This window comes from Rhabdobacter roseus, assembly GCF_014202275.1.
Classification (GTDB): Bacteria; Bacteroidota; Bacteroidia; order Cytophagales; family Spirosomataceae; genus Rhabdobacter; species Rhabdobacter roseus.
On the sequence record NZ_JACHGF010000001.1, the window covers coordinates 548,376 to 574,561 of the forward strand.

At 47.4% G+C, this 26,186-nt stretch carries 37 protein-coding genes; 33 read left to right on the top strand and 4 right to left on the bottom strand.

All coding sequences use genetic code 11. The annotated features are described in order from the left end of the window. Window positions 1-84: 84 nt before the first annotated feature. The 4 genes from HNQ92_RS02305 to HNQ92_RS02320 all read right to left on the bottom strand — a co-directional run bounded on the left by HNQ92_RS02305 (window position 85) and on the right by HNQ92_RS02320 (window position 6,072). Complete coding sequence (locus HNQ92_RS02305; RefSeq protein ID WP_184170304.1) at window positions 85-666, bottom strand: LemA family protein; 582 nt, start codon at window positions 664-666, stop codon at window positions 85-87. A gap of 80 nt (window positions 667-746) precedes the next feature. Beyond that, complete coding sequence (locus tag HNQ92_RS02310; protein ID WP_184170307.1) at window positions 747-2,204, bottom strand: DASH family cryptochrome; 1,458 nt, start codon at window positions 2,202-2,204, stop codon at window positions 747-749. A 168-nt stretch (window positions 2,205-2,372) separates the two neighbouring features. Continuing rightward, window positions 2,373-4,388, bottom strand: coding sequence for a CHU_0125 family OmpA-like outer membrane integrity protein (locus HNQ92_RS02315; RefSeq protein ID WP_484573246.1), 2,016 nt, complete (start codon window positions 4,386-4,388; stop codon window positions 2,373-2,375). 229 nt (window positions 4,389-4,617) lie between these two features. Next, window positions 4,618-6,072, bottom strand: a complete 1,455-nt coding sequence (locus HNQ92_RS02320) for an NADP-dependent isocitrate dehydrogenase (RefSeq protein ID WP_184170310.1) — start codon at window positions 6,070-6,072, stop codon at window positions 4,618-4,620. Between the two features lie 354 nt (window positions 6,073-6,426). On the opposite strand from HNQ92_RS02320, the gene rpsL reads away from it, so the two are divergent. From rpsL to rplQ, 33 genes are all read left to right on the top strand, one after another. Next, window positions 6,427-6,843: a 30S ribosomal protein S12 gene (gene rpsL / locus HNQ92_RS02325; protein WP_184170313.1), complete on the top strand. Its 417-nt coding sequence runs from the start codon at window positions 6,427-6,429 to the stop codon at window positions 6,841-6,843. A 119-nt stretch (window positions 6,844-6,962) separates the two neighbouring features. Further along, a complete protein-coding gene (rpsG, locus tag HNQ92_RS02330) occupies window positions 6,963-7,430 on the top strand; it encodes a 30S ribosomal protein S7 (RefSeq protein WP_184170317.1) in 468 nt (155 codons plus the stop codon). Window positions 7,431-7,807: 377 nt separating this feature from the next. Beyond that, window positions 7,808-9,922, top strand: a complete 2,115-nt coding sequence (gene fusA, locus HNQ92_RS02335) for an elongation factor G (protein WP_184171771.1) — start codon at window positions 7,808-7,810, stop codon at window positions 9,920-9,922. A 160-nt stretch (window positions 9,923-10,082) separates the two neighbouring features. Continuing rightward, the gene (gene rpsJ, locus HNQ92_RS02340; protein WP_184170320.1) at window positions 10,083-10,388 is read left to right on the top strand and encodes a 30S ribosomal protein S10; all 306 of its coding nucleotides are present in this window, start codon (window positions 10,083-10,085) and stop codon (window positions 10,386-10,388) included. 322 nt (window positions 10,389-10,710) lie between these two features. Beyond that, window positions 10,711-11,331 (top strand): 50S ribosomal protein L3, encoded by a 621-nt coding sequence (gene rplC, locus HNQ92_RS02345; protein ID WP_184170323.1) that lies wholly within the window; start codon window positions 10,711-10,713, stop codon window positions 11,329-11,331. 5 nt (window positions 11,332-11,336) lie between these two features. Beyond that, complete coding sequence (gene rplD, locus HNQ92_RS02350; protein ID WP_184170325.1) at window positions 11,337-11,966, top strand: 50S ribosomal protein L4; 630 nt, start codon at window positions 11,337-11,339, stop codon at window positions 11,964-11,966. 2 nt (window positions 11,967-11,968) lie between these two features. Then, on the top strand, window positions 11,969-12,256 hold the full coding sequence (gene rplW / locus HNQ92_RS02355) for a 50S ribosomal protein L23 (RefSeq protein ID WP_184170329.1): 288 nt from the start codon (window positions 11,969-11,971) through the stop codon (window positions 12,254-12,256). 50 nt (window positions 12,257-12,306) lie between these two features. After that, complete coding sequence (gene rplB / locus HNQ92_RS02360; protein ID WP_184170332.1) at window positions 12,307-13,131, top strand: 50S ribosomal protein L2; 825 nt, start codon at window positions 12,307-12,309, stop codon at window positions 13,129-13,131. A gap of 9 nt (window positions 13,132-13,140) precedes the next feature. Continuing rightward, window positions 13,141-13,419, top strand: a complete 279-nt coding sequence (gene rpsS / locus HNQ92_RS02365) for a 30S ribosomal protein S19 (protein WP_184170335.1) — start codon at window positions 13,141-13,143, stop codon at window positions 13,417-13,419. Between the two features lie 61 nt (window positions 13,420-13,480). Beyond that, window positions 13,481-13,858, top strand: a complete 378-nt coding sequence (rplV, locus tag HNQ92_RS02370) for a 50S ribosomal protein L22 (RefSeq protein ID WP_184170338.1) — start codon at window positions 13,481-13,483, stop codon at window positions 13,856-13,858. A gap of 19 nt (window positions 13,859-13,877) precedes the next feature. Continuing rightward, window positions 13,878-14,705 carry a 30S ribosomal protein S3 gene (gene rpsC, locus HNQ92_RS02375; protein WP_184170341.1) on the top strand — a complete coding sequence of 276 codons (828 nt, stop codon included), beginning with the start codon at window positions 13,878-13,880 and terminating at the stop codon, window positions 14,703-14,705. 53 nt (window positions 14,706-14,758) lie between these two features. After that, window positions 14,759-15,184 carry a 50S ribosomal protein L16 gene (gene rplP, locus HNQ92_RS02380; RefSeq protein WP_184170344.1) on the top strand — a complete coding sequence of 142 codons (426 nt, stop codon included), beginning with the start codon at window positions 14,759-14,761 and terminating at the stop codon, window positions 15,182-15,184. Window positions 15,185-15,231: 47 nt separating this feature from the next. After that, entirely contained in the window at window positions 15,232-15,432 is a 201-nt protein-coding gene (gene rpmC / locus HNQ92_RS02385) for a 50S ribosomal protein L29 (protein ID WP_184170349.1), read from the top strand. Between the two features lie 16 nt (window positions 15,433-15,448). Continuing rightward, window positions 15,449-15,712 carry a 30S ribosomal protein S17 gene (rpsQ, locus tag HNQ92_RS02390; protein WP_184170352.1) on the top strand — a complete coding sequence of 88 codons (264 nt, stop codon included), beginning with the start codon at window positions 15,449-15,451 and terminating at the stop codon, window positions 15,710-15,712. 2 nt (window positions 15,713-15,714) lie between these two features. Beyond that, a complete protein-coding gene (gene rplN / locus HNQ92_RS02395; protein ID WP_184170355.1) occupies window positions 15,715-16,083 on the top strand; it encodes a 50S ribosomal protein L14 in 369 nt (122 codons plus the stop codon). A 48-nt stretch (window positions 16,084-16,131) separates the two neighbouring features. Continuing rightward, window positions 16,132-16,470: a 50S ribosomal protein L24 gene (gene rplX, locus HNQ92_RS02400; RefSeq protein WP_184170358.1), complete on the top strand. Its 339-nt coding sequence runs from the start codon at window positions 16,132-16,134 to the stop codon at window positions 16,468-16,470. Window positions 16,471-16,541: 71 nt separating this feature from the next. Further along, window positions 16,542-17,108 (top strand): 50S ribosomal protein L5, encoded by a 567-nt coding sequence (gene rplE, locus HNQ92_RS02405; protein WP_184170361.1) that lies wholly within the window; start codon window positions 16,542-16,544, stop codon window positions 17,106-17,108. A gap of 15 nt (window positions 17,109-17,123) precedes the next feature. Further along, a complete protein-coding gene (gene rpsN, locus HNQ92_RS02410) occupies window positions 17,124-17,393 on the top strand; it encodes a 30S ribosomal protein S14 (RefSeq protein ID WP_184170364.1) in 270 nt (89 codons plus the stop codon). A gap of 78 nt (window positions 17,394-17,471) precedes the next feature. After that, complete coding sequence (gene rpsH / locus HNQ92_RS02415; RefSeq protein ID WP_184170368.1) at window positions 17,472-17,870, top strand: 30S ribosomal protein S8; 399 nt, start codon at window positions 17,472-17,474, stop codon at window positions 17,868-17,870. Between the two features lie 19 nt (window positions 17,871-17,889). Beyond that, complete coding sequence (gene rplF, locus HNQ92_RS02420) at window positions 17,890-18,447, top strand: 50S ribosomal protein L6 (RefSeq protein ID WP_184170370.1); 558 nt, start codon at window positions 17,890-17,892, stop codon at window positions 18,445-18,447. 53 nt (window positions 18,448-18,500) lie between these two features. Continuing rightward, entirely contained in the window at window positions 18,501-18,854 is a 354-nt protein-coding gene (gene rplR, locus HNQ92_RS02425; protein ID WP_184170376.1) for a 50S ribosomal protein L18, read from the top strand. Between the two features lie 11 nt (window positions 18,855-18,865). After that, window positions 18,866-19,381, top strand: a complete 516-nt coding sequence (gene rpsE / locus HNQ92_RS02430; protein WP_184170379.1) for a 30S ribosomal protein S5 — start codon at window positions 18,866-18,868, stop codon at window positions 19,379-19,381. A gap of 41 nt (window positions 19,382-19,422) precedes the next feature. Then, a complete protein-coding gene (gene rpmD, locus HNQ92_RS02435; RefSeq protein WP_184170382.1) occupies window positions 19,423-19,602 on the top strand; it encodes a 50S ribosomal protein L30 in 180 nt (59 codons plus the stop codon). A 13-nt stretch (window positions 19,603-19,615) separates the two neighbouring features. Continuing rightward, window positions 19,616-20,062 carry a 50S ribosomal protein L15 gene (rplO, locus tag HNQ92_RS02440; protein ID WP_184170392.1) on the top strand — a complete coding sequence of 149 codons (447 nt, stop codon included), beginning with the start codon at window positions 19,616-19,618 and terminating at the stop codon, window positions 20,060-20,062. A 66-nt stretch (window positions 20,063-20,128) separates the two neighbouring features. Further along, window positions 20,129-21,442 carry a preprotein translocase subunit SecY gene (gene secY / locus HNQ92_RS02445; protein ID WP_184170396.1) on the top strand — a complete coding sequence of 438 codons (1,314 nt, stop codon included), beginning with the start codon at window positions 20,129-20,131 and terminating at the stop codon, window positions 21,440-21,442. 4 nt (window positions 21,443-21,446) lie between these two features. Then, a complete protein-coding gene (map, locus tag HNQ92_RS02450) occupies window positions 21,447-22,244 on the top strand; it encodes a type I methionyl aminopeptidase (RefSeq protein WP_184170399.1) in 798 nt (265 codons plus the stop codon). A 15-nt stretch (window positions 22,245-22,259) separates the two neighbouring features. Continuing rightward, the gene (infA, locus tag HNQ92_RS02455) at window positions 22,260-22,478 is read left to right on the top strand and encodes a translation initiation factor IF-1 (RefSeq protein ID WP_184170402.1); all 219 of its coding nucleotides are present in this window, start codon (window positions 22,260-22,262) and stop codon (window positions 22,476-22,478) included. A 54-nt stretch (window positions 22,479-22,532) separates the two neighbouring features. Further along, on the top strand, window positions 22,533-22,649 hold the full coding sequence (gene rpmJ / locus HNQ92_RS02460; RefSeq protein WP_084299511.1) for a 50S ribosomal protein L36: 117 nt from the start codon (window positions 22,533-22,535) through the stop codon (window positions 22,647-22,649). Between the two features lie 5 nt (window positions 22,650-22,654). Then, window positions 22,655-23,032 carry a 30S ribosomal protein S13 gene (gene rpsM, locus HNQ92_RS02465; RefSeq protein ID WP_184170405.1) on the top strand — a complete coding sequence of 126 codons (378 nt, stop codon included), beginning with the start codon at window positions 22,655-22,657 and terminating at the stop codon, window positions 23,030-23,032. A gap of 45 nt (window positions 23,033-23,077) precedes the next feature. Further along, entirely contained in the window at window positions 23,078-23,473 is a 396-nt protein-coding gene (gene rpsK / locus HNQ92_RS02470; RefSeq protein WP_184170408.1) for a 30S ribosomal protein S11, read from the top strand. Window positions 23,474-23,564: 91 nt separating this feature from the next. After that, on the top strand, window positions 23,565-24,170 hold the full coding sequence (rpsD, locus tag HNQ92_RS02475) for a 30S ribosomal protein S4 (protein WP_184170411.1): 606 nt from the start codon (window positions 23,565-23,567) through the stop codon (window positions 24,168-24,170). Between the two features lie 136 nt (window positions 24,171-24,306). Beyond that, window positions 24,307-25,296: a DNA-directed RNA polymerase subunit alpha gene (locus tag HNQ92_RS02480; protein WP_184170414.1), complete on the top strand. Its 990-nt coding sequence runs from the start codon at window positions 24,307-24,309 to the stop codon at window positions 25,294-25,296. Between the two features lie 75 nt (window positions 25,297-25,371). After that, window positions 25,372-26,154, top strand: a complete 783-nt coding sequence (rplQ, locus tag HNQ92_RS02485) for a 50S ribosomal protein L17 (RefSeq protein ID WP_184170417.1) — start codon at window positions 25,372-25,374, stop codon at window positions 26,152-26,154. Window positions 26,155-26,186: the final 32 nt, after the last annotated feature.

The following is a 26,186-nucleotide window of genomic DNA, read 5'->3' on the forward strand; positions in this document are numbered from 1 at the left end:
TCCGAAAGGTACCCATCCGGACAGTAAACGTAGGGGCCACCTTTCCTGCCTAACGGGTTAGGTGGCCCCTGGTTTTATAGGTACTTAAAAAGTGACGGTAGGGGCGTTCTGAGCGCCTTGGGAAGCTTCAAAGTACCCCTTTTGTGGGAAGCCAAACATGCCCGCAAAGAGGTTGGCGGGGAAGGTACGTACGGATTGGTTATAGCCTTTCACCACGGTATTGAAGTCGTTGCGGGCTACGGCAATTCGGTTTTCGGTACCTTCCAACTGAGCCTGTAGGTCGCGGAAGTTCTGGTTGGCCTTCAGGTCAGGGTACCTTTCTACGGCTACCAACAGCCGCGAAAGCGAGCCGCCGAGTTGATCCTGCGCCTGCTGAAACTTCTGAATATTTTCGGGCGTGAGCTGGTCGGCGTTGATGTTCATGGAAGTAGCCTTGGCGCGGGCCTCAATGACGCTCTGAAGGGTACTTTTCTCAAAATCAGCGGCGCCCTTCACGGTATTGACCAGGTTAGGGATGAGGTCGGCGCGGCGCTGGTACTGGCTTTGTACCTTCGACCAGGCCTCGTTGACGGCCTCGTCTTTGCCTACCAGGCCATTATAGGTACTACAGCCAAAGAAGCCGAATATTAATACTACAGCGATTACCCCAATGAGTCCTTTTGACATAGTGGTTTGCGATTAAAAGTAGGTGTTAAAAAACAGTTCAAAGGTATCCAAATCTACCTCATTTCTTCAATAAAACTACATCATCGGTCGGCGGGTTCCTCTAACCAGGAGTTGGTATTGATGATCGGTAAGGGATAGTCGGTGCCGAGCCTTAGGCCGTACGCTTGCTGCTCTGAGGTACTGAGCTGCCACACCCGATGCACCCGCTCGGCGGGTACCTGGGCCAGTTGGGGCAGCCAGTATTTTACGTAGGTACCTTGCTCGTCGTAGCGGGTAGCCTGGATGTACATATTAAAGTAGCGGTTTGCGCGCGGGTCGTTGCCGACGCCCGCTAGGTAGTTCCAGTTGCCCCAGTTGCTGCAAACGTCATAGTCGATCAGCTGGCTCTCAAAGTAGGCGGCACCCCAGGTCCAGTTCAGGCGCAGATCTTTGGCCAGGAAGCTGGCCACGTTTTGTCGGCCGCGGTTGGAGAGGTAGCCCGTGGCGTTCAGCTCGCGCATGTTGGCGTCCACGAAGGGGACGCCCGTTTGGCCGCTGGCCCATTGGTCAAAAAGTACCCGGTCGTTCTCCCAGCGAAGGTCCATGTTGTGCCGGATGCCGCTGGGCTTAAAAAGACGGGTACCGTAGCGAAGCATCACAAAGTGGAAGTAGTCGCGCCAGAGTAGCTCAAAAACCAGCCAGTAGGTAGAGTCGTTGGCGACGCGCTCTTTTTCGTAACGCTTCACTTCTTCATAAATATAGCGGGGCGAAATGCAACCCAGCGACAGCCAGGCCGACAGTTTGGAAGAGTAGTCGGCACCCAGGAGGTCGTTGCGGGTTTCTTTGTAGTGGCGTAGCTGGTCGCGCTCCCAAAAGTACTGCTGCAGCCGGGCCTGGCCGGCTTGTTCACCGCCCTCAAACCGAAGTACCCCCGCAGGGGTACCTTCAGGGTCCGGCAGTTCGTTTTCTTCGTAACACAGGTCCGTTAAAGTGGGTAAAGGACCAGCTTCATAGTTAGCGGGCAGCCGGATAGCGTCGGGCGTTGGCAGGCAGGGACGTACTTGGGCAGAGGCTTCAACGATTTTACGAAAATCCGTAAAGACCTGGGGTAGTTTGGCAAAGCTAAAGGGCAGGTCACGCGGGTGGTAGAGCGTAGCCATCCATACTAACTTTATATCGACGTTGATCATCTTAAGGCGCTTGCTCAGAGAAGACTCCACGTCGGTTTCTTCCTGGGCAATTTCCTTGCTGGTGTATACCGCCGTGGCGTCGTAAGCCTGGGCCAGATCGGCCACTATTTTTTCCGGCTCGCCGATCCGCACCAGTAGCTCGCCACCTTTTGCACGTATATTTTCCCGCAATTGCTGCACCGACTCGACCATAAACCGGGCTCTCCGCGCCCCAATGCGTCGAAAACCCAGGTACCCGTTTTCAAAGGCGCGCGGATCAAAAACAAACACGGGGATTACTTCATCAGCCTGCTGAGTAGCTTGCCAGAAGCCTTCGTTGTCGTAGAGGCGCAGGTCGTTGCGAAACCAGTAGATAATACGTTTAGTCATTCCAATAAATAAAAAAGCCCATGAACGCGGGCGGCGGGTAAGAAAAAAGTACCTTTTAGGGGTACTTTGGAGCCCCAAATTTACAACAAGCCGCCGGGATAATAAAGACCCCAGGACGCCGCAACGTCCTGGGGTTGGAATTTCGGGCAAGAAAGTACCTAGTCGCTACTAGTAGCTCAGAATCGTGAATTCGGTGCGGCGGTTGCGCTGGTGCTCTTCTTCGGTCCGAGCATTCTGGACAATGAGCTGCCGCTCCCCGTAGCCTTTGGCCGTGAGGCGGCTGGCGTCGATGCCTCGCGAAACGATGTAGTTCACCGCCGACTCGGCCCGTTGCTGCGAGAGCGTCATGTTGTAGGCGTCGGTGGCGCGGGCATCGGTATGGGAGCTGAGCTCGATGTTCACCGTCGGGTTATCCTTTAGGATTTCTACGAGCTTATCCAGCTCCACGGCGGCGTCGGGGCGGATATTGTACTTATTCAAATCGTAGTAAATGTTCTCGAGCACGAAGGTCTTGTTGAGCTCCAGCTTATCGAGCCGTACCGTCACGCGGTAGGTAGTGTCGGTGATCACCTTGTTGAGGAAAATGGGCGGTATGCTGCGGCCCGTCATGGAGAAGGTGGTACGGCGGCTAATGTACCCCGGACGTTCCACGAGTAGGATGTAGTCCTTGCCTTCTTCCAGGCGGTGATCGCCAAATTTTCCCTGCTCGCTCGTCACGAGCCGACCCACCTCCACGTCGGCGCTGTCGGCCAGGATACGTACCGTAGCGGAGTCAATGGGGGTACTTGGCGTGGCGTTGGTCAGCACGTCTCCGGCCAGAAAGTACCTTACTACCTTAAGCTGGCCGTTCAGGTAGTTAGGGTTGTTAGGATCTTTTTCGGCCACCAGGGTCGTGTCTGGTTCGTCCTCGGTCGGGATGGAGAAGAAGTAGATGTCGTCGTCGCCTTTTCCGCCTTCGCGGTTGGAGGCAAAGAAACCGCTTTCACCGTCGTCGTCTTCGTGAAACACCAGACTGAAATCATCCTGTGGGGTATTAAAAGGAATGCCCAGGTTTTCGATGGAAATAATCCCCTGCGAGCGAGTAGCTACAAAGAGGTCGAGCTTGCCCAGGCCGGGATGTCCGTCGGAAGCAAAGTACAGCTTGTTGTCGGGCGATACATAGGGAAACATTTCGTCACCGGCGGTATTGATGTCTTTACCCATATTGACGGGCTTGCTGAAGCGCCCCGACGCATCCATGTTGGTACGGTACAGGTCGATTCCGCCCACACCACCTGCTCGGTTGGAAGCGAAGTAGAGTGTTTTGCCGTCGCGCGAGAAAGCCGGGGAGCCATCCCAGGCCAGCGAATCGTTGATGGGTAGGTAGGCGGGCGCGGTCCATTGGCCGTTCACGAACCGACTCATGTACAGATCCACGTCCACGGTACCTTTGCGCTTGCCCGTATTGCCGCGGGCAAAGACCAGCGTTTTGCCGTCGGGCGTGAAGGCCGGGGAGCCTTCGTTGGCATCCTCGACAAAAGTACTGCTGCTGAATAAAGTAGGGCTGCCTCCCGCTTCGCTGGGTTGTTCGCCCAGCCTGACTTTGTAGAGGCCCAGCATGGCCTGGCCGTTGTTTTTATAAATTTTTTCTTTCTTGGACGCCGAAAAAACCAGCTCGTTGCCCAGAATGGCGGGCGAAAACTCCGAGCCCGGCGTATTGAAAGGAAGGTTTTCAACAATGATCTCCTTTTTCTTTTGCCCGATCCGATCCGTAATTTTGAGGGTTTCAATTTCGCGGTAGGCGCGTTCCTGAAGTACCTTGTTGGCCTCGGCGCTCTGGGCAAATTCTGTGAAGGCGGCGCGGGCCTCGACGTACTGCCCCGCAGTTTTTAGGGCGTAAGCATACTGAAAGCGAGCCTCGGCGTCGGTCAGCCCGGCGTCCAGCGCTTTCTTGTAGTAAGGGATTGCCTCGCTGAAACGGTTGGAAAGCCGATAAGCTTCGGCAATGAGGTGGTTGGTTTGGGCAGGCTCGTAGTTGGCCGCCGCTACTTTCTGAAGATCTTTCAGCGCCAGGTCATACTCACCGTTTTCAAATTTCTTTATTCCCTGCTTGTAGGCTTGCATGGTGGGATTACAAGCCAAGAGCAAAGTACTCAACGCGAGAAAGAGCATCCAAGGAGCATAGTCGTGCCGCCGTGTATTCATCATCATAATTATGTAAAACTCTGAATAGGGTAGAGTATTGGTTAAATTCTTAGTGACAATACTACTAAAACAACGTTGGGAAATAAAATTCTACGATGGACTAACGCTTTTTTTTGAAAAATATTGATGCAGATAGGGTTAAAAGGCGAGCAAGTACCCGGATGAAGGTACCTGCTCGCCTTTAGAATAAGCGCCAGCGGCTCGGGCCACGCGGTAAAGTACCGGCTGGTTATTCCCCTTGTCCCTGCGAATAGCCCGGTTGGCCGTCGAAGTTATACAAATTTTCGGTTTTGATCAGATCAAACCCTTGCTCGTGCAGCTGCTGCAATAAATCAAAAATCACCTCCTGACGAATGACGTAGTCCGCGCCCTGCTGGCTCACAAAACGACAGCGCCAGTGGTGGGTCAGGAAAGTCTCCGGCAGCCCGTCGGGGTAGACCTTCACGCCACGGTTCGAAATCATTTTTAGCTGTAGTTGTGCCAGGGCCAAGGCCGATAGCGCATCGCCCAGCTCTTGGGCAGAGCCGCTGCTCCAGTCCAGAAATACATCTACCCCTACCAGTTCCTTTTTCTGAGGAGTACGGGTGGCGGACTTACTGTGGATGGGCCTGGGAGCGGCGGCGTAGCTCACGGGCTTAAAGTGCTCAGGCTGCTGGCCCAGCCGCTCAATGACGGCCTCGGCAAACTCGGCCGTACCTACCCGTCGCTGGCTGACACCCTCCTGGTATACGTCGCCGGTATGGATGCCGTCTTCGATGGTACACAGCCAGGCATTGTGTACTTTGGCGGCTACTTCGCCCTGTCCAATGTGTACGAGCATCATGATGGCCCCATTGATCAGCCCCGACGGGTTAGCAATGCCCCGGCCGGCAATGTCGGGGGCGGAGCCATGGATGGCCTCAAACATGGCGCACTGATCGCCCACGTTGGCCGAGCCACCCATGCCCACGGAGCCCGCAATCTGGGCGGCTATGTCGGAAATAATATCCCCGTACAGGTTCAGGGTAACGATCACCCCGAAGCGCTCGGGCTCATCGGCCAGCAGGGCCGACCCGATGTCGATGATCCAGTGCTCATTCTGGATGTCGGGGTACTCCACGGCGATCTCGTCGAAGACTTTCCGGAAAAGTCCGTCGGTCATTTTCATGATATTGTCCTTCGTGAAGCAGGTTACTTTATGACGCTTGTAAGCCCGGGCGTACTCGAAAGCGTAGCGAATGATTTTCTCGCAGCCGGGCCGCGACACGAGCTTAAGGCATTGGTACACGTCGTCGGTTTGGCGATGTTCAATGCCCGTGTACAAATCTTCTTCGTTTTCGCGGATAATGACCAGGTCCAGATTAGGGTGTTTGGTCTCGACATAGGGATGGTACGCCTGGCAGGGGCGAACGTTGGCGTAAAGGCCCAGGGTAGTACGGGCGGTTACGTTTAGGCTTTTGAACCCTCCCCCCTGTGGCGTAGTGATGGGGGCCTTTAGAAATACTTTGTTGCGTCGAAGCGACTCCCAGGCGCTGGGCTCGATGCCGGAGCTACCGCCACTCTTATATACTTTTTCACCAATCTCGATGACTTCTGGCTCCAATTGTGCGCCCGCGGCGTCCAGGATGCGCAGAGTAGCTTCCATAATTTCGGGGCCGATCCCGTCACCATAAGCTACGGTAATAGGGGTTTTTGTTGATGACATTGCTAGGAATGTAAGTTAGTAAATACAAAGAATCTGGCTTAATACTCAAAGAAGGAAGCCCCAAAAGTACCGGAGGAATGGAGTGAGATGTTTCCTTCAAAAACCAGGGTACTAAAAAGAAAACTACCAAGCTGGATAGTTAGTTTGATAAAACGCTCTAAAACATAGGAAAGAGACGTGTTGGGTATACACGGGTAACACTCTCAGGTACTTCTTAAAGCTTTTGTACAAAAAAGCGAAGCAACGCTTTGGAAATCAGGGGGAGTTCCTTACTTTTGCAGTCCGATTTTTTTCGGGAAAAGTGTATATAGAACATACGATTAGTTTGTTAACTATTCAAAATCAATTTGTTAAATGCCAACTATTTCACAGTTAGTCCGTAAAGGGAGAGAGAAAATGACGTGGAAATCCAAGTCTCCGGCCTTGGATGCCTGCCCTCAGCGTCGGGGCGTGTGTACGCGTGTGTACACAACCACACCGAAGAAGCCTAACTCGGCCCTTCGTAAAGTAGCCCGGGTGCGGCTGAGCAACCTCAAAGAGGTGAACGCCTACATTCCGGGAGAAGGCCACAACCTGCAGGAGCACTCCATCGTGCTTATTCGTGGTGGCCGGGTAAAAGATCTACCAGGGGTACGTTACCACATTGTACGCGGAGCGCTTGATACCGCCGGCGTAAATGGTCGTAAGCAACGCCGCTCGAAGTACGGCGCCAAGCGTCCTAAGCCAGGCCAACCAGCTGCAGCACCTGCAAAAGGTGGTAAAAAGAAATAATAAAGCAACTCTCTCTGCTTTTATAAAGGATTAATTCTGATAAAAGGGAAGTAATGCCGGGCCAAACCTGGTGTGAATAAGTTGCAAAACGAAACCTCGTGTAAAACCATTCAAGTGAAATGAGAAAGTCAAAACCGAAGAAAAGATATATTTTGCCCGATCCTAAGTTCCGGGATGTGCAGGTAACCAAGTTCGTAAACAACCTGATGCTGCAAGGCAAAAAAAGCATTGCCTTTACCATTTTTTACGACGCGCTTGAGCTAGTAGAAAAGAAAACCAGCGAAAGCGGCCTGGAAATGTGGCGTAAAGCACTCAATAACGTAACGCCCGGAGTAGAAGTGAAAAGCCGCCGGGTTGGGGGAGCCACTTTTCAGGTACCTACCGAAGTACGTCCTGAGCGTAAGCAATCACTGGGTATGAAATGGTTGATTAACTACGCACGTAAACGCGGTGAAAAAACCATGGTAGACCGACTGGCAGGTGAAATCATTGCCGCTTCCAAAGGGGAAGGTGCTGCCGTGAAGAAAAAAGACGACACGCACCGCATGGCCGAAGCCAACAAGGCGTTCTCGCACTTCCGGTTCTAAATACCAAAGTAAGGTACCTAAAGGTACTTTCATCATCAAAAACCCGCCCAGCTGGGCGGGTTTTTTTCGTGGTATTGGCTGCTTCATAATGCCACACGAACGCTATCCATAGTGAGCTCAGTCGGCCAGGATCGCACTGGCAGCAGAAAGTACCCAGAAGCCAAGGTACCCGGCTTACAGACAGGCACAATGGCCTGGGGAAGGTACTTGGGAAAAAATAAAGAAAAAGAAGTAGTAAGTCGTTGTTTTTACGCGATGGATTTTCTACTTTTGCGCTCTGATTTTCAAAAAGTAGCTTCTAAAAAGCCCTGAGGCAGACGCTACGCTTGACACAAGAAATTGATTATTACCAGAAATACAAACAATCACCACTCATCATGGCACGTGATTTAAGATTAACAAGAAATATTGGTATTGCCGCCCACATTGACGCCGGGAAAACGACGACAACGGAGCGTATTCTTTACTATTCGGGCGTGAGCCATAAGATTGGAGAGGTACACGATGGCGCAGCTACAATGGACTGGATGGAGCAAGAGCAGGAGCGTGGTATTACCATTACTTCGGCCGCTACGACCGTAAGCTGGCCTTACCGTGACGAAACCTACCATATTAACATTATCGATACGCCCGGTCACGTGGATTTTACCGTAGAGGTAAACCGTTCGTTGCGGGTATTGGATGGATTGGTATTCTTGTTTAGTGCCGTAGACGGAGTAGAGCCTCAATCAGAGACTAACTGGCGCCTAGCTAATAACTATAACGTAGCCCGGATTGGTTTCGTAAACAAAATGGACCGCGCCGGTGCCGACTTCCTGAATGTATGCAATCAGGTAAAGGAGATGTTGGGCAGCTACGCAGTACCCCTGCAACTACCTATCGGAGCAGAAGAGAATTTTACCGGGGTAGTTGATCTAATCAACTTCCGGGGTATCAAATGGAATGAGGACGATAAGGGAATGACCTTTACCGAAGTACCCATTCCCGACGATATGCTGGAGGAGGCTACCGAATGGCGGGAGAAACTATTGGAAGCCGTAGCCGAATTCAATGATACGTTGATGGAGAAGTACTTCGAAGACCCTGATTCGATCTCCGAAGACGAAATCCTGGCTGCTTTGCGCGAGGCGACGGTGAGCATGAAGATCGTACCGATGGTATGCGGCTCTTCGTTCAAAAACAAAGGCGTGCAAACCATGCTCGATTACGTGATGGCCCTACTGCCTTCACCCCTCGACCGCGACCACATCACCGGGACCGATCCTAAAACCGGGAACGAGGTGACGCGTAAGCCTACGGAAAAAGATCCGTTCAGTGCTCTGGCGTTTAAAATTGCGACGGATCCTTACGTAGGTCGTTTGTGTTTTATCCGTTCTTACTCTGGGGTACTTGAGTCTGGCTCATATGTACTCAACAACCGTTCGGGCAATAAAGAACGTATCTCGCGTATTTTCCAAATGCACGCGAATAAGCAAAACCAAATCGACCGCCTGGAAGCGGGTGATATTGGAGCTGTGGTTGGTTTTAAAGATATCAAAACCGGAGATACCCTGTCGGATGAAAAGAATCCTATTGTTCTTGAATCCATGGTATTCCCTGAGCCGGTAATTGGGTACGCCATCGAGCCTAAGAAAACGGCTGATCAGGATAAGTTCAGCAACGCTATTGGCAAACTTATCGAAGAAGATCCTACCCTTCAGGTGAATACGGATGAAGAGACGGGTCAGACGATCATCCGGGGAATGGGCGAGCTTCACTTGGAAATTATCATCGACCGGATGCGTCGTGAGTTTAAAGTAGAGGTGAACCAGGGTGCTCCTCAGGTAGCTTACAAAGAAGCACTTACCAAGAATTACGAACACCGAGAAGTCTACAAGAAGCAAACGGGTGGTCGTGGTAAATTTGCCGATATTGTCTTTGAAATTGGCCCACGCGACGATCACGAAGAAGGAAAAGAGAAAAATCAGGGACTACAATTTGTGAACCAAATTGTGGGTGGGGTTATCCCACGCGAATTCATCCCTTCAATCCAGAAAGGATTCGACGAAGCCATGAAAAACGGGCCTTTGGCTGGATACCCGCTGGATTCTATGAAGGTCCGGATCTTCCATGGCTCTTTCCACGACGTCGATTCTGATTCTTTCTCTTTTGAGATGGCCGCTCGTATCGGTTTCAAAGAAGCCGCTCGTCAGGCAGGTGCTAAGTTGTTGGAGCCGATCATGGCCGTAGACGTAGTAACACCCGATGAGTACACGGGGCCTATTACCGGTGATTTGAACCGTCGTCGTGGTGTCATGAAAGGAATGGATACCAAAGCGGGTTCACAGGTTATCAAAGCAGACGTTCCCCTGTCAGAGTTGTTTGGCTACGTTACCGACCTGCGTACGATTACCTCCGGGCGGGCAACGGCTACCCTGACGTTCTCACACTATGACTTTGTGCCACAAAACATGGCTGAGTCCGTCATTGAAAAAGCAAAGAACGGCCGTTAAGCAATTGACCTAGCGCCTTTCGAAAGGAGATAACCTCTCCTTATATTGATAAGGAATACTTATAAGTACAGAGCATCAGCGGAGTAAATGGTTCTTTCGTTGGTGAGGGTTTGTCGAGTACAAGCCATGCTTTTATCAAGAACCGAAATAACAAATCAAAATGAATCAGAAAATTAGAATTAAGCTGAAATCGTTTGACCATAACCTGGTTGATAAATCAGCGGAGAAAATTGTTAAGGCCGTAAAGGCAACGGGTGCTGTAGTGAGTGGTCCTATCCCTCTACCTACTGAAAAGCAGATTTTCACAGTACTTCGCTCGCCCCACGTAAACAAGAAATCCCGGGAGCAGTTTCAGCTTTGTACCTATAAGCGCTTGGTAGATATATTCTCTACCAGTGCCAAAACGGTCGATGCCCTTATGAAGCTAGAGCTACCAAGTGGGGTAGACGTTGAAATCAAAGTATAATTCGCTCGCAGAGTTAAGAAGGGCAAAGTCTAAAGTACTTAACCCCCTCTAAGAAATAGCATACATATATCGGGTGAAGGTCCAAACTTTTTTGGAAACCACATCTGAGCTCTTGTCGCTAATGTAGTACGACACCTTATTTGGGTCACGTAGTATTTTACGACTTTCCAACAAGAGGTCAGATGTTCCCTACATCTGACCTTTTTTGCTGATTATCAGAAAATAATAACCAAAACGGACTTGGATACTAAGAAGCAAATTTCTAACTTTGCAGTCCGTTTTCAAAAATAGGTTTAATCCTGCTTTATTAAAACAATAAAAAATGTCTGGTTTAATTGGTAAGAAAATCGGAATGACTAGTTTGTACAATGCTGACGGGCAGGCTCTGGCATGTACTGTAATTCAAGCTGGTCCTTGTGTAGTAACACAGGTACGTTCCGAAGAAAAAGATGGCTACAAGGCGATTCAGCTGGGCTTTGGTGAAAAGAAAGAAAAAAAGACCACCAAGCCTATGTTGGGACACTTTAAAAAAGCCAACACAACTCCCAAGCAAAAATTGGTTGAGTTTAAACTCTTTGAAGAAGAGCACGAGTTAGGTAAAACCCTCCTGGTTCAGGACATATTCGCAGAAGGCGAGTTTGTAGACGTGGTTGGAACTGCCAAAGGTCGTGGGTTTCAAGGGGTCGTCAAACGCCACGGATTTGGCGGGGTAGGTGGTCAAACCCACGGACAGCACAACCGGGCGCGTCACCCAGGTTCAATTGGTGCCTGTTCTTTTCCTTCCCGAGTATTTAAGGGAATGAAAATGGGAGGACGCATGGGGAACAATCGTGTGATGATTCAGAACCTGCGTATCCTGAAAGTTATTCCCGAGCAAAACCTGATTGTAATCAGTGGCTCTGTGCCGGGTTCAAAGAATTCATTTGTAATCATTGAGAAATAATACCGATGGAACTGTCCGTATTGAACATAAAAGGAGAGGATACCGGCAAGAAGGTGACTGTCTCAGAAGAAATCTTCGGTATTGAGCCGAATGAACACGCGGTTTACCTGGATGTGAAGCTATACCTAGCTAATCAACGCCAAGGTACCCACAAAGCGAAAGAGCGTGCCGAAATTAACCACTCAACGCGCAAAATCAAGCGTCAGAAAGGTACCGGAGGCGCTCGCGCAGGTAGCATCAAATCGCCTGTCTTTGTAGGAGGAGGTCGTATTTTCGGTCCTCGTCCCCGCAACTACACGTTTAAGATCAATAAGAAAGTAAAAGATTTGGCTCGTCGATCAGTTTTGTCTGCTAAGGCTAAAGATAATGCGATTTCGCTTATTGAAGCCTTTACGTTTGATGCGCCTAAAACGAAGTCATATCTTAACGTATTGAGTGCTCTTTCACTGACGAACACCAAAACGCTACTGATTTTACCCGAGGTTGATGCCAACGTATATCTGTCAAGCCGTAATATCCCTAAGGCAAAAGTGACTACAGCCGATACGATCAATACCTATGACCTCGCCCACGCGGATCGTCTGTTAATCAGCGAATCTGCTTTGTCTAAATTGGAAACCCTTTTGACTAAATAACGATGAGTGTACTTAAGCGTCCGATCATAACCGAAAAGGTAACGGCTCAAGGGGGTCAAGGGAAATATGCCTTTGAAGTCACCCTGGCTGCCAATAAAGTGGAAATTAAAAAAGCCATTGAGAAAACGTTTGGCGTTAACGTCAAAAGTGTACATACCATGCGTTGCATCGGGAAAAGCAAGACCCGTACTTCTGGTGGAAAGTTTATTACCGGAAAGACGTCAACGTACAAGAAGGCTATCATTACGGTAGCAGAGGGTGAATTGATTGACATCTACGGAGAAGCCTAACAATATAGGTAGTTGACTGATTAGAAAAACATTGACGAGCAAGTAAAGCAATGGCAGTTAAAAAATTAAAACCGACAAGCCCAGGCCAGCGATTCCGCAGCGCTCCTACTTTTGAGGAGGTCACCGCGTCAAAACCTGAGCGTAGTCTATTAGAGCCGATCAAGAAAACGGGTGGCCGTAATAGCCAGGGACGTCGTACGATGCGCCACATTGGAGGTGGACACAAGCGAATGTACCGCGTTATTGATTTTAAGCGTAATCGCCTAAATGATGCTGCTACGGTAGTGTCCATTGAATATGATCCTAACCGCTCAGCCCGCATTGCCCTTGTGCAGTATGAAGATGGTGAGAAACGGTATATCATTTCCCCCAATGGCCTTAAGGTAGATCAGGTAGTGGTGTCGGGAACTTCCGTTGCCCCCGAAGTAGGTAACGCCCTCCCGCTAGGTGCAATGCCTATTGGTACCATTGTGCATAATATTGAGCTTACACCTGGTAAAGGTGCTCAGCTGGCGCGAAGCGCTGGGACCTATGCCCAGCTGGTAGCCCGCGAAGGAAAGTATGCTGTATTGAAAATGCCTTCGGGTGAAATGCGCATGATTCTTTCCACTTGTATGGCTACGGTTGGAGTTGTTTCCAACTCCAGCCACATGAACGTGAGCATTGGAAAAGCGGGTCGTAAGCGTTGGTTGGGCCGTCGTCCTCGCGTTCGTGGGGTGGCTATGAACCCCGTGGATCACCCAATGGGTGGTGGTGAAGGACGTGCTTCCGGGGGGCAGCCTCGTTCACGTAACGGTCAGTTTGCCAAGGGTAAGAAGACGCGTAACCGCAAAAAGCATTCTGAAAAACTGATTATAAGCCGACGTAAAAAATAAATTAGGTACATGGCACGCTCATTAAAAAAAGGACCTTATATAGATTTTCGTCTGGAAAATAAAATTCAGACAATGAACAATGCGGCCCGTAAGTCGGTCATCAAGACTTGGTCACGTCGTTCCATGATTTCGCCTGATTTTATCGGACACACGTTTGCCGTTCATAACGGAAACAAATTCATCCCCGTTTACGTAACCGAGAACATGGTAGGACATAAATTGGGAGAATTTGCTCCAACGCGAAACTTCCGAGGCCATACCGCCAAAAAGGATAAAGGCAGAAGATAATATTTGTTGACCGCTAGCTGCTCATCTGTTATAGTACCAGCTGGCTAATCTCTGAAAGAACATGGAAGCAAGAGCAATACTACGAAATATACCTACCTCTCCTCGTAAGATGAGATTGGTAGCTGACATGATCCGTGGACAAAAGGTCAGCAAAGCTTTGGCCCTTTTGAAGTTTCAACCCCAGGCAGTATCGCCGGTGTTGCACAAAGTACTGCTCTCGGCAGTAGCCAATTGGCAGCAGGCAAACGAAGATGCCAAGATTGAAGACGCAGATCTGTATGTAAAAACGGTACTGGTAGATGGAGGTCGCATGCTTAAACGCCTTCGCCCTGCTCCCCAGGGACGGGCACACCGAATTCGCAAGCGTTCTAACCACATCACCATTGTGATTGATGATGCCTCAGAAGCGACAACGGAAGAAATATATACCGAATCATAAGTAAACGATCTATATACGAATGGGACAGAAAGTTAACCCAATAGGTTTTAGACTAGGCGTTGTCAGAGGATGGGAATCAAGCTGGTACGGTGGAAAAGACTTCTCAGACAAATTAGTTGAAGACGAAAAAATTCGCAACTATATTAAAGCTCGTATTCCAAAGGGTTCTATCTCTAAGGTAGTTATTGAGCGCACCCTTAAGCGGATCACGCTCACAATCCATACGGCTCGCCCAGGTATCGTGATCGGAAAGGGAGGAAGTGAAGTAGATAAAATTAAGGAAGAGCTTAAAAAAATTACGGGTAAGGACGTTCAGATCAATATCTACGAGATAAAGCGTCCTGAAATTGATGCCAAACTTATTGGCGAAGCCATTGCCCAACAGTTACAAGCACGTATTTCGTACCGTCGGGCTATGAAGCAAGCCATTTCTTCGGCCATGCGTGTAGGATCCCAAGGAATCAAGATACGTCTTTCTGGTCGCCTAGGCGGAGCTGAAATGGCACGTACAGAAGAGTACAAAGAGGGGCGTATACCCCTGCATACCCTTCGGGCCGACATTGACTATGCTATATCAGAAGCTCAAACCATTTATGGTAAAATCGGTATCAAGGTATGGGTTTTCAAAGGTGAACTATACGGAAAGCGTGATTTGACGCCTAGTGCAGCAACGGCTGCGGCTGATCGCAATGAGCGCTCCGATCGTGGAGGGCGTGGCGCTGGGCCGGAAAGAAGAGGTGGTCGCGGTGGCGACAATGATCGCCGGGGCGGTAGCCGTGGTGGTAACGAAGGCGGCGGTACCGGTAGTGACGCAGATCGTCGTAAGAGAAGCAGAAAGAAAAAGTAATTAGCAAGGTATCGTCCCGCGCGTGAGCGCTAAGGAATAAAATAAGTTACATCATGTTACAGCCGAAAAGAACCAGATTTCGCAAGCAACAAAAGAACAAGGGCTCTAATAAGGGTATCGCTTCACGCGGTCATCAAATTGCCTTTGGTTCGTTCGCTATTAAAGCACTTGAACCCGGTTGGCTAACTGCCCGTCAAATCGAAGCCGCACGTATTTCCGTGACTCGCGCTATGAAACGTGAAGGTCAGGTATGGATTCGTATCTTTCCAGATAAGCCTATCACTAAAAAACCTGCCGAAGTACGTATGGGAAAAGGTAAAGGAGCGCCCGAATATTGGGTAGCCCCCGTAAAGCCAGGGACCATTTTGTTTGAAGCTACCGGCGTTAGCCTGGATACGGCTAACGAAGCACTGCGCCTTGCTGCTCAGAAGTTGCCGATCAAAACCAAGTTTATAGTACGTCGCGATTACCAGGCATAAGCTTATAGCTGCTGCGTATTCTGAACCATAATAATTTGATAATTGCAATGAAAAACAACGAAATACAAGCTCTTTCGGCTGATCAATTGAAGGAGCAAATAGCCCAGGAAAAAGAGCGCCTGCTGCGGTTGAAGTTTGCTCATGCGGTTTCTCCCATCGAAAACCCGATGCGTATTCGGGCTTCGCGCAAACAGATCGCAAGGCTTAACACGGAGCTGACGGTCAAATCTAACCAACAGCAATCATAAGCAGCTTTAAGAAATCATGGAGGCATTAGACAGAAATTTGCGTAAAGAGAGAGTTGGCCGGGTGGTAAGCAATAAGATGGAAAAATCTTGCGTCATCACGGTAGAACGTAAAGTAAAGCACCCGATGTACGGAAAGTTCATGAAAAAGACGTCCAAACTGATGGTGCATGACGAAGGAAATCAATGCGGAATCGGTGATACGGTTCGCGTTATGGAGACTCGTCCGCTTAGTAAAAACAAGCGCTGGAGATTAGTAGAAATCCTTGAAAGAGCAAAATAACCATGGTACAGCAAGAATCAAGACTGTCCGTAGCGGATAATAGCGGAGCAAAAGAAGTCCTAGTAATCCGCGTATTGGGTGGTACAGGTAAGCGCTACGCCTCAGTAGGCGATAAGATTGTCGTAACGGTAAAAGCCGCTCTTTCTTCCAGTAATATGAAAAAGGGTACCGTATCCAAAGCCGTAGTAGTACGTACTAAAAAAGAGGTACGGCGGAAGGATGGCACTTATATCCGCTTCGAAGACAATGCCGCTGTTTTGCTTAACAATAACGATGAACCACGTGGGAGTCGGATTTTTGGACCGGTTGCTCGTGAGTTGCGTGAAAAGCAATTCATGAAAATAGTATCGTTAGCGCCTGAAGTACTCTAAGCGCCTGGTATAACCGAAATTCTTTGAACCGATTAAAGAATCCAAAAAATGGAAACAAAGCAAAACAAAAAGCCTAAGCTTCATATCAAGACGGGAGACACCGTAAAGGTCATTGCCGGCAATTCAAAAGGCAAGACCGGACGTGTAAAGTCTGTTCTGGTAGCCAAGCAGCGCGCTTTGGTGGAAGGAGCTAACATTATTACCAAGCACCTGAAACCAAATGCGCAAAACCCTCAGGGGAGCATTGAAAAAATTGAAGGATCCATCCACATTAGCAATTTAATGCTGGTTGATCCCGCTAGTGGAGAAGCAACTCGTACGGGCCGTCGCCTAAACGATAAAGGAAAACTTCAACGCTATGCCAAGAAGACAGATAAGTTTATCTGATTCCGGTTTCTGTAAGTAAGTTATGTACTTTATAATAGTGGGTCGGAAATCCACTGTAAATGTCAACCAAAATGGCAATTCCAAGATTAAAAGAAAAATACAAAAGCGAGATCGTATCGCAACTGAAAGATAAATTTCAGTACAAGTCAGTAATGCAGGTGCCGCGGCTTACTAAGATTGTTATCAATAAAGGTATTGGCGCTGCCGTAGCAGACAAGAAGCTCGTTGATACAGGTGTAGAAGAGCTGAGCCTAATTACGGGACAAAAAGCTGTAGCCACAATTTCTAAAAAGGCTGTGTCTAACTTTAAGCTCCGTGAGAATATGCCTATCGGTGCAAAAGTAACTTTAAGAGGAGATCGTATGTATGAGTTCCTTGATCGCTTGACTTCCATCGCCATGCCACGGGTTCGCGATTTTCGCGGCATCAGCGATAAAGGATTTGACGGTCGTGGTAACTACACGTTTGGGGTGAAAGAACAAATTATATTTCCCGAAATCAGTATCGAAAAGGTCAATAAGATTTCGGGTATGGATGTTACGTTTGTGACTTCTACTAACTCGGACGAAGAGAGCTACGAGTTACTGAAAGCCCTTGGAATGCCCTTTACCAATGCGAAAAACAATACACAGTCGTAGAAAAGAATATTGACAATGGCAAAAGAATCAGTAAAAGCACGGGAAAGAAAGAGACAACACCTAGTAGATAAGTACGCTGAAAAACGTACCAAGCTCAAGGCAGCTGGCGACTGGGTAGGCTTAGATAAGCTACCACGAAATTCATCGCCTGTTCGCTTGCACAACCGGTGTAAGATCACGGGACGTCCACGTGGATATATGCGCAAATTCGGAATCTCACGGGTTTTGTTTCGGGATATGGCCTCTATGGGCAAAATTCCTGGGGTAACCAAGGCAAGTTGGTAAGAGCCCTTTCAATTCTGATTTCAATTACTTAACTTTGCACGCCTTTTTAAAACGTGCTTAAATCAAGTCACTAAAAAAATGGTAACGGATCCCATAGCAGACTATCTGACTAGAATCAGAAACGCCATCAAGGCAAGGCACCGGGTTGTTGAGATACCTGCTTCCAACATAAAAAAGGAAATTACAAAGGTATTGTTTGAAAAAGGATACATTCAGAGTTACAAGTTTGATGAAGTAGGCCCTCAGGGCGTTATCAAGATTGCTTTGAAATACAATCCTCTAACCAAGCAGTCGGCTATTGTAAAGCTCCAGCGCGTTAGTAAGCCAGGTCTACGTAAGTACTCAGGAGCCACTACTGTCCCCCGTGTATTGAGTGGATTAGGTACAGTAATCCTGTCTACGTCTAAAGGCGTAATGACTGACAAAGAAGCTCGTACGCTCAATGTTGGTGGAGAAGTATTGTGTTTCGTGTACTAATTATAAAGTCCAGTAGGAAATGTCACGAGTAGGAAATAAAATCATCGTACTGCCTGAGGGCGTATCAGTGTCACTAGCTGAGGATAATGTAGTGTCAATAAAAGGGCCGAAGGGAACACTTACCCAATCGGTGGATCCTGACATGATCATTGAAATCGAAGGCAATGAGATTGCTGTGAAACGGCCAAGTGAGCAGAAGCGGCATAAAGCAATGCATGGCCTATACCGTGCTTTGATCAATAATATGGTAGTAGGTGTAAGCACTGGCTACAAGAGGGAGTTAGAGATCATAGGTGTAGGATACAAGGCAAGTGTAAGTAACAACGTTCTTGAACTAAATTTAGGGTTTTCTCACAGCATTTTTCTTGCTGTACCTTCCGAAATAAGCGTAGTTACGGTTACGGAGAAAGGACAAAACCCAAAAGTGATTTTGGAAGGAATTGATAAAGAGTTGATTGGGGTTATTGCGGCCAAGATCAAATCTCTGCGCAAAGTCGAGCCCTATAAGGGTAAAGGAATTCGCTTCTTGGGCGAGCAAGTACGTCGGAAAGCTGGTAAATCTGCTTCTAAGAAATAGAAATAAAAGCCCCACAGGGATTTTTTCAACAAGTATTATTTAAGATTTAAAAAATGGCGACTGCAAAAACAGACAGACGACAACGCCTTAAGTATCATATTCGTAAGAAAGTGCAAGGTAGTTCAGAACGCCCACGGCTTTCCGTGTTTCGTTCAAACACGACAATCTATGCACAAATCATTGACGATGTGAGAGGTGTTACTTTGGTAAGTGCTTCTTCCCTGGAGCTAGGAGCAAAGAAAGGCAATACAAACACCGAAGATGCTCAGCAAGTAGGGAAGAGAATTGCTGAAAAAGCACAGGAGGCGGGAATATCGCTGGTTGTGTTTGATCGCAATGGTTACCTGTACCATGGAAAAGTAAAAGCTTTGGCCGAAGGAGCCCGTGAGGGTGGCCTCAAATTCTAAGATTATAGATCATGACCAATAATACGAGGCCTGTAAAGGTAAACGAAACTGAGCTCAAAGAGCGCGTAGTTGCCATTAATCGTGTTGCCAAAGTTGTAAAAGGCGGGCGCCGTTTTAGCTTTTCTGCCATTGTAGTGGTAGGAGACGGAAAAGGAGTTGTAGGATACGGACTTGGCAAAGCCAATGAAGTAACCGACGCCATTGCTAAGGGTATTGACGATGCAAAGAAAAACCTTTTTCAAGTTCCCTTGCTCAAAACAACGGTTCCTCATGTTATGGAAGGTAAATATAGCGGTGGTTTCGTCCTAATTAAGCCAGCTGCACCTGGTACGGGCGTAATTGCCGGTGGAGCCATGCGTGCCGTTTTAGAGAGTGCTGGTGTTAAAGATGTATTGGCAAAATCGAAAGGTTCTTCTAATCCTCATAACGTAGTAAAAGCAACGATTGATGCGCTTTTAAAAATGAGAGCTCCTCACCAGATAGCTTTCCAGCGCGGGGTTAAGCTAGAAAAGGTTTTTAACGGATAATTCAATTGTTGAGTTGAATAGACCTAATTACAAGAGCAATCATGTCAAAAGTACGTATTACACAAGTCAGAAGTACGATCGATCGTCCAGAGAACCAAAAACGCACGATTAAGGCGCTAGGTTTAGGGAAAATCAATCGTTCCGTTGAAAAAGAAAACACAGACACACTTGCGGGCATGATTCGTAAGGTGAGCCACTTAGTACAAGTTGAAGAAATTTAAATAGGTCATTCTTATGAATCTTAATTCATTAAAACCCGCTGTTGGTTCAGTTCGTGATGACAAACGGATTGGTCGTGGAACGGGATCGGGAAAAGGAGGAACTTCTACACGTGGGCATAAAGGGGCAAAATCACGCTCTGGATATAGTGCTAAGCGTGGTTTTGAGGGCGGTCAAATGCCTTTACAGCGTCGAGTTCCTAAGTTTGGATTTAATAACATTAATCGAGTAGCTTACAAGGCGCTTAATTTGGATGCAATTCAAGGATTGGTGGACAAAACAGGCGTTTCAGTAGTTGATTTCGAGCTTCTCCATACCAACGGTCTGGTTAGCAAGAAAGACTTGGTTAAGATTCTCAATCGTGGTGAGATTACCTCAGCAGTCGAAGTTCAGGCGCACGGCTTTTCTGCAACAGCAATAGCAGCCATTGAGAAAGCAGGAGGTAAAATAACAAAATTGTAGTCCTGTTGGGAAAAAACTGAATTTTAGCGTTCAAAAATCAACCACAGGTAATACAATCCTCGCGACATGAAACGATTTATCGACACAATTAAGAATATTTTTTCAATTGAGGAGTTGAGAACGCGTATTCTCAACACTCTTTTGTTTATAACGATATTCCGTTTAGGGTCATTCGTAATACTCCCAGGCGTCGAACCGGACCGAATGAATTTTTCTTCGCAGGGACTATTGGGGCTATTGGATACCTTTTTAGGGGGAGCCTTTAGCAAGGCGTCTATCTTTGCATTAGGGATTATGCCCTATATCTCAGCGTCTATTGCTATTCAGCTTTTGACAATGGCATTGCCCTATTTCCAGAAGATGCAGAAGGAAGGGGAGTCAGGTCGCAAAAAGTTAAACCAAATTACACGGGTATTAACCATTGTGGTTACTTTCGCTCAAGGGATGGCTTATTTGAAAACCACGGTACCCGACGAAGCATTGCTGGTTTCTAGGAATATATTCATGGTATCTTCGGTTTTCATCCTCACGGCCGGTACTATGTTTTGCATGTGGCTGGGAGAGCGAATTACTGATAAAGGAGTAGGAAATGGTATTTCCATGCTCATTATGATTGGAATTGTCTCGCGTTTTCCGGGAGCCATTTATATGGAATTTTCGTCAAGGGGTAGTGGTCAGATCCTGATATTTGTTTTGGAGCTAGTAGCATTATACTTTGTAATTATGGGGGCTGTTATGCTGACGCAGGCAGTTCGCCGAGTACCTATACAGTATGCGAAACAAGTCGTAGGCAACAGAGTCATGGGCGGTCAGAGACAGTACCTGCCCTTGAAGGTAAATGCAGCCGGAGTTATGCCAATCATTTTTGCTCAGGCGCTTATGTTCATTCCTTCGTTAGTAGCGTCTATGTTTGCTGAAAGAAGCGATTTCGCCAGTAACGTAGCTACCATTTTCGCCAATATTACTACTTGGCAGTACAACTTATTGTTTGCCTTCCTGATCATCGTTTTTACTTTCTTCTACACAGCTATCTCCGTTAATCCGGTACAAATAGCAGACGACATGAAACGTGGTGGAGGCTTTATTCCGGGAATCAAGCCTGGTCTGCAAACCTCCGACTACATCAGTTCTGTATTAGATAGAATTACTTTTCCAGGATCGATAATGCTGGCAATAGTGGCTATAATGCCCGCCTTTGCTAGTCTCTTAGGAATGAATAGTTCTTTTGCTCAGTTCTTTGGCGGAACATCATTACTAATTATGGTAGGGGTCGTTTTGGATACTCTACAACAAATAGAAAGTTACTTATTGATGCGCCGCTACGAAGGTTTGATGAAATCAGGTCGGATTAAGGGGAGAGCGGAGAGCATAGCTGTATAAAAGTATGATCTACCTGAAGACGGATCAGGAGATAGAGCTCATAAAGCAGAGCGCTGTTGTTCTAGGAAAAACACATGCGGAGGTAGCCAAATGGGTGAAGCCGGGGGTAGCTACTAGGCAGCTTGATAAGATTGCGGAAGAATATATACTTGATTACCAGGGGGTACCTTCATTTAAAGGGTACAATAAATTCCCAGCATCTCTCTGTATCTCTATCAATGAAACAGTCGTGCACGGTATACCCAGTGGCTATGAATTGAGGGATGGAGATGTTGTGTCCATTGATTGCGGCGTAAAATTGAATGGATACCACAGTGATAGTGCTTATACTTATCCCGTTGGCGAGGTAGCTCCGGAGATAATGGATCTTTTAGTTCGAACCAAAAGATCACTTTATCAAGGAATTGAAATGGCCAAGGATGGTTTACGAATGGGCGATATTGGCTTCGCTGTCCAGGATTATGTGGAAAGCTTTGGTTACTCAGTCGTTCGGGAACTAGTAGGACATGGTGTTGGGAGAAATTTGCATGAAAGCCCAGAAGTACCCAATTACGGAAAAAGAGGCAAAGGGATTCGTTTAAAAGAAGGCATGGTACTTGCCATAGAACCTATGGTAAACCTGGGAAAAAAAGCAGTTGTGCAAGAACGGGACGGCTGGACGATTCGAACGGCAGATCGTAAACCCTCAGCTCATTTTGAGCATACGGTGGCGGTTCGGAAAGGAAAAGCCGAAATCCTTACTACCTTTAAATATATAGAAGAAGTTACGGCAAATACCAGCTTAATGGTAAACGCAGACTAACCCCAACATTAAAGAATGGCCAAACAAGCATCCATAGAGCAAGACGGGATCATTATTGAAGCATTATCTAACGCTATGTTCCGTGTTCAATTGGAAAACAAGCATGAAGTAATTGCTCACATTTCGGGTAAAATGCGAATGCACTATATCAAAATTTTACCCGGAGACCGGGTGAAGCTAGAAATGTCACCCTATGATTTATCCAAAGCCCGCATTGTATATCGTTATAAATAATTAGGTTACTCTTTTTGTCTTAATTGGTGAACTACGCGAAAATAAAATACGAAAATGAAAGTTAAAGCATCAGTAAAAAAGCGCAGTGTAGACTGCAAAGTGATCCGCCGTAAAGGCAAGATCTACGTAATTAATAAAAAGAATCCTCGGTACAAACAAAGACAAGGATAATCGATATGGCACGTATTTCAGGAGTTGACATCCCCGATCGTAAAAGAGGCGAAATATCTTTAACGTATATCTATGGCATTGGTCGTAGCTCGGCACGTAAGATACTTGACAAGGCGGGGATAAATCAGGATAAGAAGGTAGTAGACTGGACCGATGACGAGTCTGGTGCGGTTCGTTCGATCATCGCTAACGAGTTTAAAGTAGAAGGTGCGCTCAAGTCAGAAGTACAGTTGAGCATCAAACGCTTAATGGATATTGCCTGCTACCGGGGATTGCGTCACCGCAAAGGCTTGCCATTGCGTGGCCAGAGAACTAAGAATAATTCTCGTACTCGCAAAGGGAAACGCAAGACTGTTGCGAACAAGAAGAAGGCTACGAAATAATACCTGAGAAGTAGGCCTCGCCTATGACTTATATACCAAACAGCAATGGCACAAAATAAAAGAAAAGACAAGGCAAAGAAAAGGGTGGTGGTTGTGGAGCCTACCGGCCAGGTACACATTAAGGCTTCTTTTAACAACATCATCATCTCAATTACCAATAGCAATGGGCAAGTAATTTCCTGGGCTTCGGCGGGCAAGATGGGCTTCCGGGGTTCCAAGAAAAATACCCCCTATGCTGCCCAGACGGCGGCTCAAAATTGCGCGCAGGTTGCTTTTGACCTAGGAATGCGTAAGGCGGAGGTGTATGTAAAAGGACCCGGTTCGGGTCGTGAGTCAGCTATTCGTACCATCCAAAATGCAGGCATTGAAGTGACATCCATTCGGGATATTACGCCGCTTCCTCATAATGGATGCCGCCCTCCTAAGCGCAGAAGAGTTTAATCATTCCCTTTTAGTTGGTATTTGATTGATAATTTGGACACTGGGATTATTTAATCACTACCAATAGTTCTTTAAAAATAAAACGTTAATAATGGCACGTTATACAGGTCCCAAATCAAAAATATCCAGACGCTTCGGTGAGCCCATTATGGGCCCAAGCAAAGCGCTTAACAAGAAAAACTACCCTCCGGGGGTACATGGTCGCGGGCGTCGTTCTAAAAAATCGGAATACGCGTTGCAACTAATGGAAAAGCAAAAGGTGAAGTATATCTACGGAATTCTGGAAAGACAATTCCGTAACCTTTTTCACCGTGCGGCCATTAAGGACGGAATTACGGGTGAGAACATGCTTAAGTACTGCGAAGCTCGCCTCGATAATACCGTTTATCGTCTGGGTATAGCACCTACCCGCCGTGCTGCTCGTCAATTGGTTTCTCACAAACACATCCTTGTCGACGGAGAGGTAGTTAATATCCCTTCTTATTCCTTACGGCCAGGACAAGTAATTTCGGTTCGAGAAAAATCCAAATCATTGGAAGCCGTAACGGAAAGCCTTGTCAGTCATAGCTCGAAACGGTACACTTGGCTTGAATGGCAAGGGCCTGATATGGTAGGTAAATTTGTAACCTACCCTGAGCGCGACCAAATACCTGAAAATATTAACGAGCAACTCATTGTCGAGTTGTATTCGAAGTAAATAGGCACTTCTTATATTTTTTTGCCCCGGCTAAGCCGGGGCATCCTTGTACCCGCGTATGCGGGCTTATTTGCGATCGCAAAGGTAACGGTGGCCTGATCAATCACCATTTACTATACATAAAGGAGCATAGACTATGTCAATATTAGCTTTCCAAATGCCTGATAAAGTCGTGATGGAAAAAGCCGACGACTTTCACGGGTTGTTTGAGTTTAAGCCATTGGAGAAAGGGTATGGCGTAACGATAGGAAACGCGTTGCGTAGAATACTTCTTTCCTCTTTGGAAGGATACGCCATCACGAGCGTGAAGTTCCCTGGGGTACTTCATGAATTTTCGTCCATTGAGGGGATTGTAGAGGATGTAACAGAGATCATCCTTAACCTGAAAATGGTACGGTTCAAGAAAGTATCAGATCTAATTGAAAATCGTATCGTTGTTAATCTGAAAAACGTTTCGGTGGTGACGGCGGGCGATATAGGTAAATTTACCAGCTCATTCGAGGTACTTAATCCTGATCTGGTAATCTGCCATGTTGACGATCAACGCGAATTTGAAATGGAACTTCTTCTTGATAAAGGAAGAGGTTACGTACCAGCTGATGAGCCTCGGGCCAATGAAATCCCGTTTGGCCACATTGCCATGGACGCCATTTATACGCCCATCAAGAACGTTAAATACAGCGTTGAAAATACGCGGGTGGAGCAACGGACTGACTATGAGCGCCTACTCATTGATATTCAAACTGACGGATCCATTCATCCGGAAGATGCTTTGAAAGGAGCTGCTAATATACTGATTCAGCACTTCATGCTTTTCTCTGATCAGACAATGACGTTTGAGAAGCAGAAAGCCGAAGAAGAGAATCAGGTAGATGAAGAAATGTTGCGGATGCGTAAGCTTCTCAAAACGTCACTTTCTGAGCTTGATCTGTCAGTTCGCGCTTATAACTGCTTGAAGTCAGCGGATGTAAAAACGTTGGGCGACTTGGTAAAGTTAGAAATTTCGGATATGATGAAGTTCCGTAACTTTGGTAAAAAATCACTAACCGAGCTCGAGCAGCTTGTAGCCGAAAAAAGCCTTACGTTCGGAATGGACGTGACGAAGTACCGTCTGGAGGAGGATTAACCAGTAATTTATATAAGCATGTATTCTGTAGCGCGTTTGCTAAACGCCGCTCGAAGCAGCTAAACAACCAAAACAATGAGACACGGAAAGAAATTTAATCATCTAGGAAGAACGGCTTCGCACCGTAGCGCTTTGTTGTCCAACATGGCGTCTTCTCTGATTTTGCACAAGCGCATTGAAACTACCTTGCCTAAAGCAAAAGAACTAAGAAAGTACGTAGAGCCCCTGTTGACCCGTTCAAAAGATGATTCAACGCATAACCGCCGGGTGGTATTTTCGTATCTTAAAGACAAAGACTCAGTTAAAGAATTATTTGATGTAGTATCAGATAAAATCGCTGATCGTCCCGGTGGATATACCCGGATTATCAAGTTGGGTACTCGTCAGGGTGACGCCGCTGAGATTTGCTTGATGGAGCTGGTTGACTTTAACGAAACCCTACTCCTGGCCGAAGCTGATAAGCCAGCTAAAACGCGTCGTAGCCGTCGCGGTGGAAAGAAAGCCGAAGGTACTTCCAAAGAAGAAACTACGGCCAAAGCCAATGAGGCTCCCACAACCACTCCGGAAGCTCCCGCTACTGAATCAACGGATGCTTCTTCCGAAGCGGATGATCTGAGAAAGGTAGAAGGAATAGGCCCTAAAATTGCCGAAGTTCTGGCCGAAGCAGGCATCAGTACTTTTGCTCAGTTGGCCGAAAGTACCCCCGAAGCCATTCGTGAAATCCTCGACAACGCGGGTTCGCAGTTTGCTTCTCATGACCCTGCTACCTGGCCTCAGCAAGCCCAGCTGGCCGCAGCTGGCAAGTGGGATGAGCTAAAAGCCTGGCAAGATGAACTAAACGGCGGTCGCGAAAGTTAATACTCAGAAACGACAGAAAATGAAAAAAAGGT

Coding starts and splice junctions, on each gene's coding strand:
- HNQ92_RS02305 (WP_184170304.1), bottom strand. CDS start 666: ATGTCAAAAGGACTCATTGGGGTAATCGCTGTAGTATTAATATTCGGC.
- HNQ92_RS02310 (WP_184170307.1), bottom strand. CDS start 2,204: ATGACTAAACGTATTATCTACTGGTTTCGCAACGACCTGCGCCTCTAC.
- HNQ92_RS02315 (WP_484573246.1), bottom strand. CDS start 4,388: ATGAATACACGGCGGCACGACTATGCTCCTTGGATGCTCTTTCTCGCG.
- HNQ92_RS02320 (WP_184170310.1), bottom strand. CDS start 6,072: ATGTCATCAACAAAAACCCCTATTACCGTAGCTTATGGTGACGGGATC.
- rpsL (WP_184170313.1), top strand. CDS start 6,427: ATGCCAACTATTTCACAGTTAGTCCGTAAAGGGAGAGAGAAAATGACG.
- rpsG (WP_184170317.1), top strand. CDS start 6,963: ATGAGAAAGTCAAAACCGAAGAAAAGATATATTTTGCCCGATCCTAAG.
- fusA (WP_184171771.1), top strand. CDS start 7,808: ATGGCACGTGATTTAAGATTAACAAGAAATATTGGTATTGCCGCCCAC.
- rpsJ (WP_184170320.1), top strand. CDS start 10,083: ATGAATCAGAAAATTAGAATTAAGCTGAAATCGTTTGACCATAACCTG.
- rplC (WP_184170323.1), top strand. CDS start 10,711: ATGTCTGGTTTAATTGGTAAGAAAATCGGAATGACTAGTTTGTACAAT.
- rplD (WP_184170325.1), top strand. CDS start 11,337: ATGGAACTGTCCGTATTGAACATAAAAGGAGAGGATACCGGCAAGAAG.
- rplW (WP_184170329.1), top strand. CDS start 11,969: ATGAGTGTACTTAAGCGTCCGATCATAACCGAAAAGGTAACGGCTCAA.
- rplB (WP_184170332.1), top strand. CDS start 12,307: ATGGCAGTTAAAAAATTAAAACCGACAAGCCCAGGCCAGCGATTCCGC.
- rpsS (WP_184170335.1), top strand. CDS start 13,141: ATGGCACGCTCATTAAAAAAAGGACCTTATATAGATTTTCGTCTGGAA.
- rplV (WP_184170338.1), top strand. CDS start 13,481: ATGGAAGCAAGAGCAATACTACGAAATATACCTACCTCTCCTCGTAAG.
- rpsC (WP_184170341.1), top strand. CDS start 13,878: ATGGGACAGAAAGTTAACCCAATAGGTTTTAGACTAGGCGTTGTCAGA.
- rplP (WP_184170344.1), top strand. CDS start 14,759: ATGTTACAGCCGAAAAGAACCAGATTTCGCAAGCAACAAAAGAACAAG.
- rpmC (WP_184170349.1), top strand. CDS start 15,232: ATGAAAAACAACGAAATACAAGCTCTTTCGGCTGATCAATTGAAGGAG.
- rpsQ (WP_184170352.1), top strand. CDS start 15,449: ATGGAGGCATTAGACAGAAATTTGCGTAAAGAGAGAGTTGGCCGGGTG.
- rplN (WP_184170355.1), top strand. CDS start 15,715: ATGGTACAGCAAGAATCAAGACTGTCCGTAGCGGATAATAGCGGAGCA.
- rplX (WP_184170358.1), top strand. CDS start 16,132: ATGGAAACAAAGCAAAACAAAAAGCCTAAGCTTCATATCAAGACGGGA.
- rplE (WP_184170361.1), top strand. CDS start 16,542: ATGGCAATTCCAAGATTAAAAGAAAAATACAAAAGCGAGATCGTATCG.
- rpsN (WP_184170364.1), top strand. CDS start 17,124: ATGGCAAAAGAATCAGTAAAAGCACGGGAAAGAAAGAGACAACACCTA.
- rpsH (WP_184170368.1), top strand. CDS start 17,472: ATGGTAACGGATCCCATAGCAGACTATCTGACTAGAATCAGAAACGCC.
- rplF (WP_184170370.1), top strand. CDS start 17,890: ATGTCACGAGTAGGAAATAAAATCATCGTACTGCCTGAGGGCGTATCA.
- rplR (WP_184170376.1), top strand. CDS start 18,501: ATGGCGACTGCAAAAACAGACAGACGACAACGCCTTAAGTATCATATT.
- rpsE (WP_184170379.1), top strand. CDS start 18,866: ATGACCAATAATACGAGGCCTGTAAAGGTAAACGAAACTGAGCTCAAA.
- rpmD (WP_184170382.1), top strand. CDS start 19,423: ATGTCAAAAGTACGTATTACACAAGTCAGAAGTACGATCGATCGTCCA.
- rplO (WP_184170392.1), top strand. CDS start 19,616: ATGAATCTTAATTCATTAAAACCCGCTGTTGGTTCAGTTCGTGATGAC.
- secY (WP_184170396.1), top strand. CDS start 20,129: ATGAAACGATTTATCGACACAATTAAGAATATTTTTTCAATTGAGGAG.
- map (WP_184170399.1), top strand. CDS start 21,447: ATGATCTACCTGAAGACGGATCAGGAGATAGAGCTCATAAAGCAGAGC.
- infA (WP_184170402.1), top strand. CDS start 22,260: ATGGCCAAACAAGCATCCATAGAGCAAGACGGGATCATTATTGAAGCA.
- rpmJ (WP_084299511.1), top strand. CDS start 22,533: ATGAAAGTTAAAGCATCAGTAAAAAAGCGCAGTGTAGACTGCAAAGTG.
- rpsM (WP_184170405.1), top strand. CDS start 22,655: ATGGCACGTATTTCAGGAGTTGACATCCCCGATCGTAAAAGAGGCGAA.
- rpsK (WP_184170408.1), top strand. CDS start 23,078: ATGGCACAAAATAAAAGAAAAGACAAGGCAAAGAAAAGGGTGGTGGTT.
- rpsD (WP_184170411.1), top strand. CDS start 23,565: ATGGCACGTTATACAGGTCCCAAATCAAAAATATCCAGACGCTTCGGT.
- HNQ92_RS02480 (WP_184170414.1), top strand. CDS start 24,307: ATGTCAATATTAGCTTTCCAAATGCCTGATAAAGTCGTGATGGAAAAA.
- rplQ (WP_184170417.1), top strand. CDS start 25,372: ATGAGACACGGAAAGAAATTTAATCATCTAGGAAGAACGGCTTCGCAC.